Raw genomic sequence first — 17,453 nt, 5'->3', positions numbered from 1 at the left:
GGGGTAATGCTGGCGATAAACTGCTGTCTGGCCTCAGCGATTTTGATACCACGCAAGTATTTAAGTAACTCGTTACCAGATAGCTCAAGCAACTGCTCACCCAGTTTCACAGAGTAGTTAGCCTTGACCCCAACAAAGAGTTTAGTAGCTCGGTAGTGAGGTCTGATATCGCTTAGATAATCCCTTGCCTTAGAGGTGGCCCACAAACCTATTGCCCCTAACACCATTGCCCCTAATCCAAGGTAAATCTTAAACGGGTTGTCAGCAGGCAGTTCTCGATAGAGGTACAGGCTATCGTGCTGAAGGAATGCCCAAGGGTTGTAGTTCGGGTTGCTGGTGCGGTACTGGTTAGCCTTGAGGTAAGGCTCTGGGATAAGCGTACGCTGGTCGTACCTACAATACTTTTTACCCAGAAGCAATTTATCAGGGTTGCCAACGCCAGCCTCTATCGGTGCATCATGGATTCTGGCTGACTGTGGGTAAAAGCATAGTTCCCGTTTCGATATGCCGTCGCCAACGTGGGCAGCAATGCCACAAATCACCGCGCCAGTTATTGATGCCATGATTGCCAGATTTAGACGCGGTGGTAAGCTGTATGAGCGTTGATTTAGTTGAGATGGTTTGGTGTCCATAGTCATCTCTTACGCCAATAGAAAGCTAGAATGACTGCCACTACTGCGGTAAAACCGAGAATGAAAGGGAAATTAGTTTGTTTTGGTGACTCAATCCCCTCATACTGCTTAACCTGTTGGGTAACTCCTATAAAACTGCTACGGGCTACGAAGTCCATCTGTTGGGCATCTGTAGTTAACTTCCACGAACTAGCAGCCAGCATAAGGGTACGAGTTACCCCAAGCCCAAACTTTTGACGGTCGGCAATCTGGGGAATCACACTATTCTCAAAACGCAAATAGCAGAGTGTGGCAGCAACAGAAAGCCCAACGGGTAAACCTGCCACGACTGCGGGAAACAGCCCAACACTAAGAGCTAGATACAGCGATTGCGTTGATGTGACTTGAAAACCTACCAGGAACGAACCCTGAGCAATGCCACGAAGTACAGCCACACCGCCATCGGTTTGGGCGATCTGTTCTTGCACCTTTTCGCTGTCGTATTGTTCGCCGTTTATATGCTGTGTACGCTCGTCTACAATCTCTGCATCAAAATAGATGGGTGATTGGTTTTGATTTTTGGTTAGCATAAGAAACACTTCATTATGGCTAACCCCAGGTTTTTTAACCTGGGGGTTATTCACTTGTTAGTCAATCAACCGTCTAAAGAACCCTCTTACTCCTCGCATTGCTGCCGATCCATGTCTGTGGATGTCCCGCAATGTCTCCCGTGCTTTGTCAGCTGGGGTCAAGTCGGATTTTTTATCGTTTACCTGCTGCCAGAGTTGAGTTTTGGCTTTAGTTGAGTCAATCTCAATACCCTTCAGTGCTGCACGGTGCGATTCGCCAAGTAGGTTGAGTGTCCTAGAGTGCCGAAACTGTTCTTGGCCTAATTGGTTGTCAGAGGCGATAACCTTCTGTTCTAAGCCGTACCCCAAACGCGCATCGCTGACTCTGACTTTTGACCAACCATCAGCCATTTTGTTGATGCTTGCACCAGCCTCAGTGAGAAACTTGGTTTCTTCTGCCATGACAGTTTCAGTTGCCTGTAAACCTTGTGATAGGTTGCCGAATACCGCTTTGGCATTCTGGGCGCGTTGGGTTTGCTTGATTCTAAAATCTGCCACAGTTGCAGCTGCTGATGGGTTACCGTCGAGGGCTTGAAATACTGTTTCTTGGCTAATTCCCGAAAGGGAATGCAAGGCAGCGTAGGTGATGGGTGCATCTAGTTTTAGTTTGACTGTCCGGTTCATTACTCCCATACTCCCAACTCATTAAGTCTGGTAAAGATGCTGCTGGCTCTGTCTTTAGTTGCGTCATTAGTAATATCATTCAATGCTGTAGAATCGCCCTCTGCCAGTCTCCAAATGGTTTCGTCTGGCAGTTCTCCCCCAAAATTCCCTAAGAATTGCCCATGTGTGAGAGGGTTTGGCGTTTCATCGATGGTTTGAAATTGGTCATAAATTCCGGTAGGCAAGTATGGCAGTGCTTCTTGAATGATTTGCTGTTGCTGTGGTGTTCTGCCTAAATCGGGTTGGAATGGGTCATCGTTGGCCACAATAAAAGCTGCTGTTCGTGCCAAATCTAAGGGGCATCCATTGTTAGTTAGTGCGTTTAATGCAGCGAAAAATAGATTGGAGTTATTCATCTTGTTACAATCCTTGTGTGTTGTACTTTTGCAACTAGAGGGCGATTGCACCGACGGCCAATCATTGTGATCGCTCTCCCCATCACTGAAAAAAGCCTTCCCTTGAAACATCAACAGTTGAAGCTGTGGCTGACCATTGCAGATTATTGAAAAATTGCCTGACATCCCCAAGGGTTACATCACAATCCATCTGCAACCTTTGATATTGTGGATGCTGCCGTATTTGGGTTACTAATTGTTGGGCTTGTGCAATCAATTCTGGTAGTGATTGAGTGTTCATAATTCACCTCAGAAAATTGATAATTGCAGTGATTCTTGACTGATGACCGAAGCATTGGTACTCATTCCTGAAACCTCATAACAGCGAGTAGTTAAAGCTTTGTGATTGAGCAATAAATCAGCCTTCTTTCGTTGCCCAGCCAGAGGGCGAAAGTGATATTTTGGATGCTGGATTGTCCCTGTTTTAAATAGATATTGGTACAGTGTTCGGTCAATCTGATAAACCTTGGAATTGGTTAGTAGGGTTGAATCATAGACCCTATTTAAGTTGTTCATGAAGCTACTCCCTTGAACTGAGAAGCCATAGAAGCTAGTCCGGTCTTATTCGGTTGAATTGTTGTTGGTGTAGATGGAGAATTTTGAGTTTTTGGAGGAGTCTGTACACCAATACCACCTTGAAAAATGAGCTTTTCTACTGCTGCTGATAGGGCTTGTGTTGGGGCATCGTGAGGAATATTGAACATCTGGCACAGTTCATAAACTGCTAAATACGAGATGGTTATACGCCGAGATTCGTAATTCATTAATTAAGCTCCTGTGGATATTTCTGTTAATAGCTTTAAACCGAAAGCATTGATGAATTGCGGATTTTCTAAAACCACAAATCCGAATTCAGATAGATTTTGATCCACTACTGGCAGGGAAACACCACCACCCCAAGCAACAAGATATTTCGCTCTATCTAGGTAGTTGCCATTCGTTACAAAGTTGGCGAATTTCTCAATGCGATTAGACCACCATTCATCTAGACATTGGGCATATTCAATTTCAAAATTCTTACCTGTAAGGTGATTACCTCCATAAGTAAAAGTGCCATCTTTAATCCCTCGGTTAACTAATGTGGGTGAGTGTTTTACATCCTTATTAATCAAGCTTATTGGGTCGTTTCTTTTATCTAGTGCTTCTGCAATCATTGAGTGCAGTTGTCCACATCCACCTTCAATCAAATGTTGGGCTATAACTGCTCCGTTGCCGTTAAAAACTGTGCCTAACCAAGTTGAGGAACCGATATCAAGGGCGATGGCAATCTCTGATTCTTCAAGGGTTAGGGTTGATTCACCAAATAAGCAGTAGGCAATGCTGCCAAACCCTTCTGGATAAATGCCTGTGACTACGATTTCGACTGTTTTGGTAACAACAGAACGATTGACGGGGTGCTTGTGCTGGAAGGTATGAGTACCTTGTACTCTGCGTTTAATTTCTTCAGCCCAGCGTTGTGGGTTGTGGTTACTCAAACTAATTTCTAATTTCATTCCATCTGGAATATTCAGAACTGCTAAGTCTGCAAGGATGCTTTCTAATGCCAGTTCTGCTTTTTTGGCTTTGTCTTCGTGCAGTAGGGTGTGGTCGCTTTGGGCGATCGCCGCAGTTCCCCAAAAAAATTGCGTGTCTTTTAAGTCCAAACGCTTCCCTTCGACGTAATGCACCCATGCGCCATCTTTCGATATGGTTTCGTGGTGGCGAATGTTGCGATTGCGAACAAGTGAGTATGCAGATGGCATCGTGACAGAAAAATCACCGTATATTGCCTTGCCATACCCAGCACCGGGGTCTTTACCTGCAATTAGGGCAGTTAGCCCAGAATTGGCAAGCACTTCTGCTTGAACTAACCAATTTGTGGCATTGGCGTATGTGGTTGTCATGGTTCTGATGGTTGGTAAAAGTCTTATTTATTCTGGGTTTGAAGAATTTAGCGGCTAAATAGCCTTAAATCCAAACATCCAGTTCTTGGTAAGCCTAAACATCACTTTCTGGCTTCTATTGCCTTTGTTGGGTGGCTGCTTTTGGCTTGATGATGTTATATTAACCTACATAGGTAAGTTATAGCAATTTACCTATGTAGGTTATTTGCTGTAATTTAACTCAATGCCATAATTGAGCGAAGTACAGCAATATATGAAATGGGTAACTCTGAAGAAACAGGAGATAAAACCGTAAAACTTGTTGTTTTCTTGTCAGATGATGAGCGAACGCAGTTTAAAATAGCTTGCGCTCGTAATAAAACGTCTATGAGCCAACAAGCAAGAGAATTAATTCTGAATTGGATAAAGTCTGAAGAAAAGTAGGAAATTATTCCTATTAGCACTGGATAAAGAATCTGATAAATGACTATCTAATTCAAAAATGCAGTGTCAAGCATTAGTATCAGTACAGTAAGTGCTAATTTCACTAAATTAATTTTTGATGTCGCCAATGACTACCGTGAAAGACCCACCTACGGATTTTCAACTCCCGCCGCACAATGAAGCGGCGTTAGAGATGCTTAGGGAGGCGAAAGACTATGAATCCACTGTTGCACTAGCGGCTAGTAGTGCTGCGCTGGCTACAGGTGGTATAGTTCATCCGTTAGGCTGGTTACTTTTTGGATTAGCTTACAAGCCGTTAGTAGCAACTCAAAAACTGGCACGGTTAGAAAAATTAACAGCTTCACTCTTGGATGAGTTTAAAAGTGAAGGAATACAAGTTTTTCCAGTGCTAAAAGTAGAAGACAAGAACCCTATCGACTTGTTTGTTAGATTTGAGCGAAAAGTTCATCTATTTATTTCAATTCGCTCAATAGGAGATAAGGAGGTTGTCTACAACGAAGCCAGAGAGGTTTTGCAGCTTAAGAGGAAAGACAAGCATGGACTAAAAGTTTGGAATCCTTGCCCACTACTAGAATTGGCAGATTACGAGAAGTGGTTGAGCAAGAACAGAGACTTGTTTGGGATGTCCTCAAGAGAAGCTACGAAAACACCCTCAGCAAAAGTTTTGGTCTTATGGCCTCCCACCAAAGCGGCCGATGATCATAATTCACACCTTTATTCTGAAGTTGGAAGTATGAGAATTCTAGCTCTCAGAAGAAAAGGGACTGCATTTGTAATTCAACAGGAGGAAGTTACCGAGTTTATCAAGGCTTGGTTAGCCAAGTACGAATAGACTAAAAACTGAAAACCCCGCGTCCCGGTAGGACAGCGAGGCTTTCAAATGGAATTGGGGTATCTGGTTTGAACCGCCGGATTAATATCCCTAATAGTAATCTTATCTTACATGATTGGAGTGTTAAGCCCTTGTTACACTGCACACCCAGCGACAAAAAGTAATTCAGGAATTTTAAGTAATTTTGTGCTTAGATTTCTGAAAGTTTGTATTTTAAGATTACTGCCAAAGGATAGCTCCAATTCCTCCACCACACATCAAGGAGGAATAGCTAAATGTCACTATTACCACAATTTAATAACTCGCTTCAGCATCAACAATTAAGTAACGAATGCGCTGAAGCATTAGGAGCAGAACAAGAGCTTGTTTTTATCAAGTTTGCGTTTAATGCCACAGGCTCTAATAAAGACTGGGATTTTAAAAAGCTGGCTGCCAACTTCCAAGATACCGAAGGCACTCTAGAAGATGTCAGGCAACACATCAAAGCAGGTCACGCCGTTTGTGCTGGCTTGTTAGGTGGAAAATGGCGCAGTAAGGCTAATGTCATAGGTTCTCAGTGGCTACTACTTGACATCGATAACTCTGATGTCGCCCGTGATGCAGAGGGTAAACCAATTAAGGATGAAAACGGGAATTCCATCAAGGTTTACACTCCACAACTAACCATTGAAGAAGCGTTAGCCCATCCCTTCATTCAAAAACATTGCGCTTTAATGTACACCACTGCCAGCCATAAACTTGACTGGCATAAATTCCGGTTGATTTTCCCTCTGCCCCAATATGTTGAGGGTGCTGATACGGTAGAAGCTTGTACACGTTTTCTCATGCAGCAGTTGCCGCATGACCCGGCTTGTAAGGATGCCAGCCGTGTATTCTACGGCAATACAGAAGCAGAATTCCTCATAGTCAACCCCGAAGCAACACTACCAGCAGAGTGGGTAAGTTCAGCAATTGCGATCGCGCTTCAGGAAAGGGAAGAATACCAGCAGCGCATTACTGAAATTGAATCACGCCGTAAACAATTCCGTGAAATCTCCGACGTTGAAGGCTGGGACACTGAGCAGCTGATACACCTTGCACTATCATTCATTCCACCACGTAGCCCTGGCAGTGGCAATTACGACGAGTGCCGCCAAATCCTGATGGCTTTAGTAAATCACTATGGGCCAACGGATGCCGAAATCATTGCCGAGAAGTGGTCGCCCTCTATTCCTGGTTCAACCTGGAACATTCGCGCCAAGATTCGCAGTTTCCGACGTGCGGGGATCAGCATTGGAACACTGTTTCACATCGCCAAGCAGTACGGCTTTCGCTTCCCACAACGGCAGTACGAACCGTATCAACGTGACCAAGGGCTGATTAGCCGTGAGCAGTGGGAACTGGGGCAAATTAGAGAAGATTTGACCAGCTTCAAGAATTTATTAAAGCAAGCGCTCGCCCCGTTTGTTTCAGGTGCTAAAGGATTTTCAGCACCACCCCTACAAAAGCCAGAACTCGAAACTACAGCCGCAGTAAGGCAGGTCATTGTCTACCAGCGTGGCAATATCCCACACAGGAGCGAATTTACAGGTGAAGGCAATCTCTATATTGACTGCCAACCAGAGGAGCATATTGCAGCATGGGTGGAAGCCATCTCTAAGGGCTGGAAAGAGATTTTGGATAATTCTCATCCTGGTTTGGGCAAGTCTCACAATGCTGGTCAACTCACCGCCGCACTTTTCGGGATTGAAAAACTAATTTACCAGGATGCCAACCACCGCAACCCCTCAACACTCCCCATCGAGACTAACTTTGTTGATTTACCAGTGCGGCACAATGGCTTAAAAATCGACCCCACCCGCACCACGCCAATGGGTGAGCCGTTTCAATTGCGCCCAAAAGTGGGTGAAATTCCCGATACCATTGGCAATTGTCACAGAAGTTATTTATTTGAAGGATTTCGTGATAAGAATTTTAACAGTTTAGATTTTGAAGAAAGCTCTGTTAGCCCTATCTGTAACGGTTGTCCCCTCCAAAACCAGTGCCGTTTTGCTCATGGTAATGGTTTCGGCTTCCGCTATCTCAAACGCAGTGCAATTCAAAATTTCTCCCAAATTAGGGCGCATCCTGACTCTACCCCAGTTAATTTAACTAACGCGGCAGGTATTCCTTTTACAGTAGGTCGCATTTGGGAAGAAGCGGGTACGCTCATTCAGCCTGTGCGAGAAATTCAAGTCAAGTTAAAAGATTTTGATACTACTGTAGGGCAACTGGCTACTGGTTTACCGCCTGAGCAATGGTCAAAACTCCAGCCAGTTTTACAAGCAATGCGCTCATTGCTCACCCAAGATATTCAGCCCGATTCTCGCTATGGCTTTGATGATGCGGCATTAAGGACATTTTTACCCGAATTCCCCCAAGATTTAGATGTTGAAGGGATTCAGGAGCTAGTAGAGCCTAATTTGGATTTTCTCGCTGATTTAGATTCTCTCGATATCCAAGCGGATCAACAACTTAAAAAAAGTGCCGCCGCCCGTTTTGCTGCCAAGAAGCTAGTTAAGGACAGCGCAAAACTTGCGGGTAGAGATTTTCTAGAGTTGCCTTTGTACTGGTTGCCTGACTTCCTCGGAGCTTGGAAGGGTGAAGGTTTTTTGGCTTGTAAATGGGGTGTGGTGAGCATTTACCGCCCTAATACCAAGTATCAAGATTTGGCTAATTCTGCCCAATTTAATATCTACCTTGATGCTACTACCACACCTGAGCAGTTGAAAGTCAAGCTTAATTACCAAGAACCCCTGCTTCTAATCGAGCAGTCACGCCCTGACTACAGCAATTTAACAGTAGTCAACGTCACTGGGCTGGGTAAACTCTCCAAGAATCGCTCCCGTTCCTTAACTGCCCGTGTTAACGCCCTCAAGGAAACCTTGCTTAAACTCCACAAGCGTTTGGGCATCATTGAGTGGAAACAAGTGGCACAAGAGGCCGTTGACCGGATTGAGTACGGCCACTTTGTCGATGGTCGTGGGGTTAATCGCTTCAGTGACGCTGACGCAATCGCTTCTTTTGGCATTCCCTACCAAAATATCGGCACGTTGGCAGCACATTTTCAGGTGATGACTGGTTTTAAGGTCAACCTTGAAGATAAGAACAGCACTTTTCAAGAGTATCTTATCCAGTTGGTGAGGGCTGAAATTATTCAAGAGATTGGCCGACTACGCGCCCACCGTCGCCCAGGAGAGAAGCTAACATTCTACTTCTGCGCTGATTATGACCTCAGTTTCCTCCTCGCGGAACTGCCAGGGGTGCAATTAGAAGTTGTTGATGCCTGTGAATTCTGCATTGAAGCTGGTAGCCGCGACCAGCAGACCGGACACGCCATAGTTAACACTTTCACCCAGCTTTGGCAGTCGCACCAAAAAATTGGCCAACAGGCGATAGCCAAAATCTTAGACATCTCCCAAGCTTGGGTAAGTCGATTTACACAGCGTTGGGGAGGGTGGCGTAGATTCAAAAAAATATTACTACTGCTATTAGATAGTCTTTATAGCGATAGTAATAAAAATTTGACAGAACTCAGCGATGAGGAAAGGTGGTTTGCCCATGAATACTTCCCCACGCTGATTACTGAATCGGAATCATCGCCTGAAGATGCCTTAAAACACATTGCTGAAGTCGCCACAGTCCTTACTCCTACTGCGTTGCGGCGAATTGTGTATCATTGCAACCCTCAAGTTAAGGCTGACTTGCTGATGATTATCTTGCGTTGTCTGCCCGTTGAAGTTTACTCAGACTTTGCCCCGATGCAAACCGTAACTAACCCGATAGCGACACTCTAAAATTTATCGGTTTTTAATTTCTACTGACCTATCAGTAATAAAAGATGCTCTCCTTCATGATTAGGTACTTAATCATTGAGTGAGCGTCCCGTTCAGTATGCCTTGAAACGTCGCATTGACGCTCTGTACAGCATGAGTACATTAAAATTACTGCTTTATACAGTATGAGCAACGTGCTTTTACAGTACTTCACCTGATTAGTGCATTAAAAATACTGCTAAATGCGGCATTAACAACGTGTTAATCAGGTATTCCACATTAATGACGCATAAAAATTAATGCTTTCTACGGCATTAACAATGTGCTAGTACCGTGTTCCACATTAAAAGTGCATAAATATTACTGCACTCTCATGTTAAGCCTATGTGCAAGAGCAGTATTCACCGGAAAAGTGACGGTTTTTCAAGCATTCCCGGCTCCGAAAAAACTTACTGCCAAAGCTTAGTACTGTGCCGCACTCAACCAACCAAAATTTAACCTTGCCCTTGTTCGCTTGACTGCGGCGGGAAAAACTTCGGACGCTCACCAGCCCCCAACTGCCAGCCAGTCACTTTAGCCAAATATTTCTCCTCTGTCATCCTTTCAGTCTCAGCCAGCCGCTTGAGGGTGGTAGGTGTCAAGTCTAAGCGGCGCATGATTTCGGTTTTACTCAATCCCAGACTGGCTTCCTTGACCGAGTAGAGAAACTTACTGCCCTCAATGCTGGTGTTCTCTGCTATATGTTCCTCAACGCCACTAGCAAGGCTAATAGCTCCAGCTGCGATGAGTGCTTCCCTCAGTTGCCGCATCTGCTGTTCTAGCAGGGCAAGCCGAGGCGCGAGATTTTCTTGTTCTAGTGCCGCAACTCTGGGGCCAAGGTCGGTATCTCCCAAAGGGCGGCCATCTTGTTTCAGAAAGTGTTCAATAATCAGCGACACAGCAGAGGAGACTGAACGCTGGTAATTTTCGTCCATCCAGCCTTTGAGTAGCTCATGCACATCCTTTGGTAAATAGGCTGTGACTTGTACGCTCTTGCTATCAGCTTCATCCATACATTGCCTTCACTGCTTTTCAATGTGTGTGCAATGTGCGTGTACAGTGGAATGCTTTACTTCAGCATTGCCTGTACTGCACTCTTCCTTATTAGTAATGTACCAAGTGCTGTTAAGTGCTGTGCCATAGCGTTGTTCAATACTGTTATTTACGGCATTAATAAATTCTCACAACATAAGAACGCATTACTGGCACATTATTAATACTGCAAAACAATGTGCTAGCAATGTGCCAATGCAGTGAAACACATTAAACTAGCAGCACTAGTAATGCTAATTGTCTCAAACGCTTATACTGTGCTGAATCTAGCTTTTTTGCTAAAATTTGCGGTCTAGCCATAAGATATTGAAATAGAGTCAAGCAACCCTATGAAACGCCCAAGAAGCCCCCTAGAGGCGACAAAAGAATGGTTATATCTGGAATCGGTAGACTACATTTGCGAGTGCTTGGAGGCTTGTAAAGATGCCTCTATGGAATGCGGATTTGCGAGAAATCTTACCTCGCCAAGCACTACGGGTTGCCAGCATTAAAGTTTGCCCACCTCAGAGAGCAAGAATTACTCATTGGTTGCAGCAGTTGAACGAGTCAGATTTAGCTGCATAACCCTCTTTTGTCACTACAATTATTTGTGCGCTATGGCATACAAGACATCTACTGACAGTGAATGAACGTTATTAGTCCGCAGGTATTCTAAATTTGCTTGTTTAACACGTTCTCTTGCGGCTAAATCAAGTTGGTCGATTGTACCTCTGAATCCCCCACCCAAAGCCATTGTCCACCAATCTTCTGCACAAGCCAGTTCATGAGTTCCTGCTTCTGCAAAAACCTCAACCTGTGTCGCCCCGCCTGCAACTAGTAGTGCTTGCAGTGAAGCAGGCTCGGCAATTCGCTCCCACGGCGTAAATTTCTTATACAAATCCGGGCGTTCAGCCTGAATTGCATCCCAGAATATTTGATTAGCAGGTTCAAATACCTTCTTCCCCCAAGAGGTAATAGCTAGTTTTCCGCCAGGACGAACCATCCGCCAAAGTTCTTTTACTGCTGTAACCATATCTGGAACAAAGAAAATCCCAAAAACACAAACAACTGCATCAAAGCTTTCGGATTTTAAACCTAAATTTTCAAAATCCCCAGAGCGAAACTCGATATTATTAAGACCTTGAAGTTGTGACTTATTTCGTGCTAGTTCAAGCAGAGATTCGGCAATATCTATCCCTAAAACCTTTCCATTAGAGCCTACACTTACTGCTGCTGGAATCGCAGAAGCACCAGTTCCACAACAAACATCCAAAACCTGATCACCTTTTCTCAGCGAGAGCCGTTCAATGGTTTGTTGTCCAAAGCGATTCCAGAAAGATAAAGCCGGAGCATCAAAATAATCAGAAGCAGTATTAAAAATTGTTTTTGTCTTCTCTATTGCCTCGTCTCTGTTAATCATTGATTGCAATTACTCCTTGTCTGAAATAGCTAGTTGCTTAGATTTCATCATCACTGTAAAAGCTTGATACAAAAGCGAACCTGTTTGGTTTACTAGTTAGTTCTGATTTATCCTACTGCTCCTGTGCTACTGGCTGTTATTTTTTCCTCTTGTCCGTTGTGTCCTTTACAAGTGCTTCTTCAGCTTCGCTGCTTTCAACAACTGCTGACTGATTTTCAGTAGCCTCCTGAACTGATGTACTACTGCCGTTCTCAGATGTTTTCTGACGGCGACGGCTGCTTTTCTTCAATTCACCTACTAAATATTTAATTCTGCTACCAGTCAAATTAATCCCCAGACCTTTCAGCATCTCTGAAACTTCATCGTAAGTGTAGCCGTACTTGTCAGAAGTCAGCTTCTCAATATATCTCCGCATCTTGCGAACAGCGTCTCTGTCCGATATGTCTTCTCGCTATGAATTGGCTTCTGTTCCTTTAGCAGATTGATGGCCTTATCAATCTTCTCTTTCGTAATCACTTCTGAATTCTTCTGTTCACTCATGTTTATCTCATGAATACCAATTAATTGATAATTATCGACTATTTGAAAAAATCTGACTCAAAATCCTAAAAAAAATTTGACTATTGCGGCTACGGCGAATCGCCCTTTTTCTGTGGTGGCTACGCCGTTATTTTTAACTAACCTAATGCTTAAAAAAATCGACTGTTACGGCTACGCCGAATTATCCTTTCGTATTACAGCTTCGCTGAACTATTTTTTCTGTGACAGCTTCGCTGATATTTTTATTCAATCTAACACCAGATACTCTAACTATTACAGCAGGAACTGAATCTAGAATTTTCATATAGCGGCTACGCCGTATTTACCTCTTCTGCTGCGGCTACGCCGAACCAGAATCTACCTCCTGCTTGATTTTCTTAAATTCCGGCGGGAGCCGTTGATATATCCCTCTTACCGTTGTAGGATTGACAGCAGCACGGCGGGAGCCGTCCCCTGCCCCCGCCCGTCTTGTCGCCTCCCCCCAAAATGGGCTTGAAGCCAGCCATGCCTCAAAGCTTACGCTTTGTCTCGCTGCGCTCGAACGGCAGACTGGTTCAAGTGGGGAAACCCCCCCTTGAAAAACCCCCCTCGCAATGTCCCTCAATCTTCTCGAATTATGGCGAACCGCAAGCAGTCTAAAGCTCTAATCCGAAAGCATATTTTTCCAGTTAGATTGAGCGACATCGAACTGGAAATGATTCGGATGAAATCACAGGATGCGGGAATGTCAGCGAGTGAACTAATGAGACGCAATGCGTTGATGCGTCCATTACCCAAACGACTGAGTAAAATTAGCTTGCAAACATATTGGGAATTAGGACAAATCGGGAACAACCTTAATCAACTTGTCAAGGCAACCAACACATCCATAAAAATGGGGCGCACTCCACCAGCAAACCCAGAACTTTTAAGAGAACTTTTAGAACTGCTGCATCAGTGCAGACGAGACATTGCCTCTAATGATGTTGATGATGACGACTCGGAAGAAGACGAAGATGATTGGGAAGCAGACTAAGGGCAGAGGTTTTCGCAAGCTGTTGGATTATTTAGCAGAGCGCGAAGACGCCCAACTAATCGGCGGCAACATGAGCGGGAGAAATGCGCGAGAATTGGCGCGAGAGTTTAAGCTATCTCGACAATTGAATTCAGATGCAGACCGAGTTGTTTATCATGTCTCATTGTCAACAGCCAAGGGCGATAAATTAGATGATGAAAAGTGGTGTGAAATTGGCGATCGCTACATGAAGGAAATGGGCTTTGATGCCAATCAGTTTGTCATTTTTCGCCACCACAACACCGACGACGACCACATCCACATTGCAGCCAGCCGGATCAGGATGGATACAGGGCTAGTAGTGCATGATTCCTGGGATTATGTTCGCTCTGAAAAAGTTCTGCGACAAATTGAGCAGGACTATGATTTAGTGCAAGTGCAGGGCAGTAGAGAAAAACTAAATCGCACACCCAGCACGGGACAAATCAGGCGCATAATAAGAGAGCAAGAAGAATATTCATCGGGTAAGCGCGATACCCCACCAGAGCGCACCATTAAAGAGCAGATTCAGCAGACAATTGACAGTGCCAGAGTTGACAATCCTCAAATGCCTTTACTCATTATGCGGTTGCAGTCGGCAGGCATCAGCGTGAGGGCAGGATTTACCAGAAATGGGAAGTCGAAAGGAATTTCTTATGAAAAAGATGGAATTGCTTTCAGTGGTTCTCAGTTGGGTGCAGCTTATACCTTCCCAGGATTGCAGAAACATCGAGGAATTGACTACCAACCAGAACGTGATGATGCCCGGATTGAGCATCTGTTAAACAATCCTGTCGGGCAAGCAGTGGAGAGCGAACCACTTATAAATGCAATCGCTCATAATAAAGCTCAAATTCCAACCACAGATCAACCAAAGCTAACCCCAAACCATATAGCCGAGTTATACAAGTATTACAGTGCTGACTTGCATTCCTTATTGGTGACTGACCGAGACAAAGAAATTGCACTTTTAGCATTGTTGGATAATCAGCCTGACCAAAAAGTAGAAGAAATTCTCCTAGCCAGTCCCGCTGGATGGACTCATGATGAAGCTAAAGCATTAGTTCTAATCGCTCTCCTTCGACTGGCATCTAATAAACAGCAAGAACGAATAAAAGCTGGGGTAGCTGGGGAAGAGGTGCAGCACTTGGAGAAAGAATTATCTCTTAATTACTCTGTTTCTTCCCCAGCCTCCTCAGCTGACCTTGCTCCCCCAGCCCTGCCATTTACGCCACCACCAGAGGATGAGAGTAAAAGGCGAGTATTACAGTATTACCTGACTCAAAAACGCGGTATCTCCAATTACCTTGTAGAACCATTACAACGCCAGGGGTTAGGTTACATAGATCAGCAGGAAAATGTTGTTTTTATTAAACGCGATCTGAACGGTTCTAAATCAGGCGCACTGGTTTGGGATACCCATTGCCAAGACAATCGTTGTACGGAGTATCTCGACAGCGATCGCTCCGAGGGCTGGTTTCATCTGAAATTGGGTGGAGAGGCAGAGGATAAAATCGAGAGAGTATTCTTGTGTTCTTCCCCCATTGATGCGCTGTCCTTGGCAGAGATTGACATTCAGGGACACAAAGGGCAACCACCAGTGAGAACAATGTACATGGCAGTGGATGACCCGGATAACTTGCCAGTAGAACTCCTCAGAAATATCAGCAGAATTGGGCTGGCATTTAATAACGATGATCTCGGAAATGAAACATCTCTTGTCGTTCAGGAAAAGTTACCCCAGGCTAAAAGAATTGCACCGTCGGGGCTTACTTGGAATGAGATTCTTATTGAACAGCAACAGCAGCAGCAAGAGATAGTGGAGCAAAAGCAACGCTCTAGGGGTTTTAGTCGGTAGTCTCATGTTGAGCCGACGAACTCGTGACCGCTGCGCTCTCTGAGTCGGTGGCTCTTACGGGCAGAAAGATTACTGATTGGCCCGACTAGATCCTCAAGCCCGCAAGAGCCACTCCGCGTTGCCGCCTCATCGCAACGAGTTCTTAAATCTTGGCTTTGAAACCATGATCGGGTATTGATGTGACTTCTACATAGATTTTTATTAATGCTCTTATAGTAACAATACCTCTGCCAATTTACGAGGGTTCAACGCCGGTAGAAACGGTATGAATACGTCCTAAAGCAGTAAGCTTGGCAAAAATCTGGGTTAATAAAATAGGCTCAGGGATTTCGGGAAGCATTTTTAACATTTCACAAACATATCGAAAACCACGATAGTAAGCCTTAAGATCAATAATGCCGGAGCCGGGATTGAGTTGACGGAAATTAGCGAGAAGATGGTGGGATAAATTGACCATAAAAAATGCTAAATTAGCAGCATTAGTCACAGCAGTTTGTCCCAGGTTCATAAAATCTTCCAATCCCCAAAACTGCTTGGCATCCCTAAAATTAAACTCGATTTAGAAACGGAGTTTGTAATAGTCGATTATTTTTTCAAATGACAGAGTTAGGTCGCTAGAAAAAAGAATTACATGGCTACAACAATACCTTAGCCAATTTACGAGGGTAAGTTGATGTAGTAGGAGCGATGAAAGCAGGTGGCACTGAAGCCTTAAAAGAACTAGTTGATAATCCACTCATCAATATCCTACTAGCAGCTTTAGAAGGTTGTGATAAAGCAGAGTAAGCCACTTTTGAACAAATAAGTACTAGGTTAATCGGTGTCCAACAATTAAAGCTGAAGGGCTGGCGTTAGATGGCAAATGCAGAACATCAAGTTCTTCTTTTTCTACTGAATATAAAGCTTTGGAATTTGTGGAGGAAAATTTTTGATGTAAAAGTAAATCTCAGTGAGGCAGACCTCAGAGATTTTAACTTAAGAGGGGCAAACTTCAGTAATGCTGACCTTAGAAAGACTGATTTTAGAGATGCTAATCTCAGTTATATTGACCTTACAGGAGCCAACCTTACAGGAGCCAACCTTACAGGAGCAAATCTTACAGAAGCAAACCTTACAGAAGCAAGCCTTATAGGAACCAACCTTACAGCAGCAAACCTCTTTGCAGTAAATCTCAGTAAGGCTGACCTCAGAGATTCTGACTTCAGAGGAGCGAATCTCAGTGAGGCTGATCTTAGTGAAGCTAAGGTTAGAGGGGCTACTTTTGGTAGAGCCAACTTTAGAGAAGCTAATCTAAAAAGGGCTGACCTTGTTGCAAGCTTTTTTGGGGCTGATTTTCAAGAGGCTAACCTTTGTGAAGCTAACCTTTGTGAAGCTAACCTTTGTGAAGCTAACCTCAGCAGAGCTAACCTCAGCAGAGCTAACCTCAGCAGAGCTAACCTCATAAAAGCTGATCTTAAAGATGCAAATCTCAACGAAGCTAATCTTAGTAGGGCTAATCTGAGTGGTTCGCAAGCACTAGGAGCTAATTTTATAGCAGCCAAATTTACTGGAGCTTGCTTGCATGACTGGCATACTAACAGTACTTCAAACTTAGATAAGGTCATTTGTGACTATATTTATCTGCGCTCTGGTCAAAAAGAGCGTCGCCCCAATACTGGAAAGTTTGCTCCAGGAGAATTTAGCAAATTATTCCAACAAACTTTAGAAACTATTGACCTGATTTTTCGTAAGTGTATTGACTGGGATGCTTTTGCATACTCGTTCAAGAAGGTAGAAGTCGAAAACCAAAGTGCTCAGTTAGATGTCCAAAGTATTGAGAAAAAAGGAGATAGTGTTCTTGTAGTTAGGGTTAGCGCTTCTCCTGACACTGATAAGACGAAAATATACGGTGACTTCATGCATAGTTATGAACTTGCTCATAAACTTTTGGAAGCACAATATGAGGCAGAACGTAGGACTAAAGATGCGTTAATTGCTAATCAGGAAACGCAAATAGTTAGATATGAAAAGCAGATTAACCGCCTGTTTGACATAGTTGAGCAACAAGGGTCAGTTCAAAAAACTATAGCTGAGAATTCGAGAAAAGTTTCCAACTATGACCTACGTAACTCCCAGTTTGCTGGTGGGGTTGTAGATGCTGACATAGTTAATGCAGAACAGATAGGCGGCGATACCCACAACCCCAACAGCCACGAACGCTTAGAGGGTGTTTGAAAAGTCGGATAGATAGTAAAAAAGCTCTCTCAGTATAAACTGTGAATAGATAGTAGGCAGCACTAA

Annotated in this window: 17 protein-coding genes and 2 pseudogenes; 7 read left to right on the top strand and 12 right to left on the bottom strand. The window is 44.1% G+C overall.

Going from position 1 to position 17,453, the window contains the following annotated elements:
• From AC5JL8_RS29540 to AC5JL8_RS29505, 8 genes and pseudogenes are all read right to left on the bottom strand, one after another.
• A pseudogene (locus AC5JL8_RS29540) lies at positions 1–632 on the bottom strand (hypothetical protein); the annotation flags it as partial.
• Between the two features lie 2 nt (positions 633–634).
• Entirely contained in the window at positions 635–1,201 is a 567-nt protein-coding gene (locus AC5JL8_RS29535; protein WP_495883242.1) for a hypothetical protein, read from the bottom strand.
• Between the two features lie 57 nt (positions 1,202–1,258).
• The gene (locus AC5JL8_RS29530) at positions 1,259–1,864 is read right to left on the bottom strand and encodes a hypothetical protein (protein WP_495883241.1); all 606 of its coding nucleotides are present in this window, start codon (positions 1,862–1,864) and stop codon (positions 1,259–1,261) included.
• Positions 1,864–2,259: a hypothetical protein gene (locus tag AC5JL8_RS29525; RefSeq protein ID WP_495883240.1), complete on the bottom strand. Its 396-nt coding sequence runs from the start codon at positions 2,257–2,259 to the stop codon at positions 1,864–1,866. Before AC5JL8_RS29525 ends, AC5JL8_RS29530 begins: the two co-directional genes overlap by 1 nt.
• 82 nt (positions 2,260–2,341) lie before the next feature.
• The gene (locus AC5JL8_RS29520) at positions 2,342–2,539 is read right to left on the bottom strand and encodes a hypothetical protein (protein WP_495883239.1); all 198 of its coding nucleotides are present in this window, start codon (positions 2,537–2,539) and stop codon (positions 2,342–2,344) included.
• An 8-nt stretch (positions 2,540–2,547) separates the two neighbouring features.
• On the bottom strand, positions 2,548–2,814 hold the full coding sequence (locus AC5JL8_RS29515) for a hypothetical protein (RefSeq protein WP_495883238.1): 267 nt from the start codon (positions 2,812–2,814) through the stop codon (positions 2,548–2,550).
• Positions 2,811–3,062 (bottom strand): hypothetical protein, encoded by a 252-nt coding sequence (locus AC5JL8_RS29510; protein WP_495883237.1) that lies wholly within the window; start codon positions 3,060–3,062, stop codon positions 2,811–2,813. Before AC5JL8_RS29510 ends, AC5JL8_RS29515 begins: the two co-directional genes overlap by 4 nt.
• Positions 3,063–3,065: 3 nt before the next feature.
• Complete coding sequence (locus AC5JL8_RS29505; RefSeq protein ID WP_495883236.1) at positions 3,066–4,181, bottom strand: ParM/StbA family protein; 1,116 nt, start codon at positions 4,179–4,181, stop codon at positions 3,066–3,068.
• 258 nt (positions 4,182–4,439) lie between these two features.
• Here AC5JL8_RS29505 and AC5JL8_RS29500 point away from each other — a divergent pair, with 258 nt between their 5' ends.
• From AC5JL8_RS29500 to AC5JL8_RS29490, 3 genes are all read left to right on the top strand, one after another.
• Entirely contained in the window at positions 4,440–4,604 is a 165-nt protein-coding gene (locus AC5JL8_RS29500; protein ID WP_190960295.1) for a plasmid partition protein ParG, read from the top strand.
• A 127-nt stretch (positions 4,605–4,731) separates the two neighbouring features.
• On the top strand, positions 4,732–5,457 hold the full coding sequence (locus AC5JL8_RS29495; RefSeq protein WP_495883235.1) for a hypothetical protein: 726 nt from the start codon (positions 4,732–4,734) through the stop codon (positions 5,455–5,457).
• Positions 5,458–5,732: 275 nt separating this feature from the next.
• The gene (locus tag AC5JL8_RS29490) at positions 5,733–9,272 is read left to right on the top strand and encodes a PriCT-2 domain-containing protein (protein WP_495883234.1); all 3,540 of its coding nucleotides are present in this window, start codon (positions 5,733–5,735) and stop codon (positions 9,270–9,272) included.
• A gap of 473 nt (positions 9,273–9,745) precedes the next feature.
• Here AC5JL8_RS29490 and AC5JL8_RS29485 read toward each other — a convergent pair whose 3' ends face one another.
• On the bottom strand, positions 9,746–10,303 hold the full coding sequence (locus AC5JL8_RS29485; protein ID WP_495883233.1) for a hypothetical protein: 558 nt from the start codon (positions 10,301–10,303) through the stop codon (positions 9,746–9,748).
• A 463-nt stretch (positions 10,304–10,766) separates the two neighbouring features.
• Between AC5JL8_RS29485 and AC5JL8_RS29480 the strand changes: the two genes are divergently transcribed.
• The gene (locus AC5JL8_RS29480; protein ID WP_495883232.1) at positions 10,767–10,907 is read left to right on the top strand and encodes a hypothetical protein; all 141 of its coding nucleotides are present in this window, start codon (positions 10,767–10,769) and stop codon (positions 10,905–10,907) included.
• 19 nt (positions 10,908–10,926) lie between these two features.
• On the opposite strand, the gene AC5JL8_RS29475 is transcribed toward AC5JL8_RS29480, so the two are convergent.
• The gene (locus AC5JL8_RS29475; RefSeq protein ID WP_495883231.1) at positions 10,927–11,742 is read right to left on the bottom strand and encodes a class I SAM-dependent methyltransferase; all 816 of its coding nucleotides are present in this window, start codon (positions 11,740–11,742) and stop codon (positions 10,927–10,929) included.
• A 136-nt stretch (positions 11,743–11,878) separates the two neighbouring features.
• Positions 11,879–12,157 (bottom strand): hypothetical protein, encoded by a 279-nt coding sequence (locus AC5JL8_RS29470; protein ID WP_495883230.1) that lies wholly within the window; start codon positions 12,155–12,157, stop codon positions 11,879–11,881.
• A 699-nt stretch (positions 12,158–12,856) separates the two neighbouring features.
• Here AC5JL8_RS29470 and AC5JL8_RS29465 point away from each other — a divergent pair.
• Together AC5JL8_RS29465 and AC5JL8_RS29460 are read left to right on the top strand one after the other, a co-directional pair.
• Positions 12,857–13,297 (top strand): plasmid mobilization protein, encoded by a 441-nt coding sequence (locus AC5JL8_RS29465; protein WP_495883229.1) that lies wholly within the window; start codon positions 12,857–12,859, stop codon positions 13,295–13,297.
• Complete coding sequence (locus tag AC5JL8_RS29460) at positions 13,278–15,173, top strand: relaxase/mobilization nuclease domain-containing protein (protein ID WP_495883228.1); 1,896 nt, start codon at positions 13,278–13,280, stop codon at positions 15,171–15,173. Before AC5JL8_RS29465 ends, AC5JL8_RS29460 begins: the two co-directional genes overlap by 20 nt.
• A gap of 235 nt (positions 15,174–15,408) precedes the next feature.
• On the opposite strand, the pseudogene AC5JL8_RS29455 reads toward AC5JL8_RS29460, so the two are convergent.
• Positions 15,409–15,813 (bottom strand): annotated as a pseudogene (locus AC5JL8_RS29455) (IS4 family transposase); the annotation flags it as partial.
• A gap of 215 nt (positions 15,814–16,028) precedes the next feature.
• On the opposite strand from AC5JL8_RS29455, the gene AC5JL8_RS29450 reads away from it, so the two are divergent.
• Positions 16,029–17,387 (top strand): pentapeptide repeat-containing protein, encoded by a 1,359-nt coding sequence (locus tag AC5JL8_RS29450; RefSeq protein ID WP_495883227.1) that lies wholly within the window; start codon positions 16,029–16,031, stop codon positions 17,385–17,387.
• Positions 17,388–17,453: the final 66 nt, after the last annotated feature.

This window comes from Mojavia sp. (genome assembly GCF_059505145.1).
This window is presented reverse-complemented; position numbering and strand designations above follow the sequence as displayed.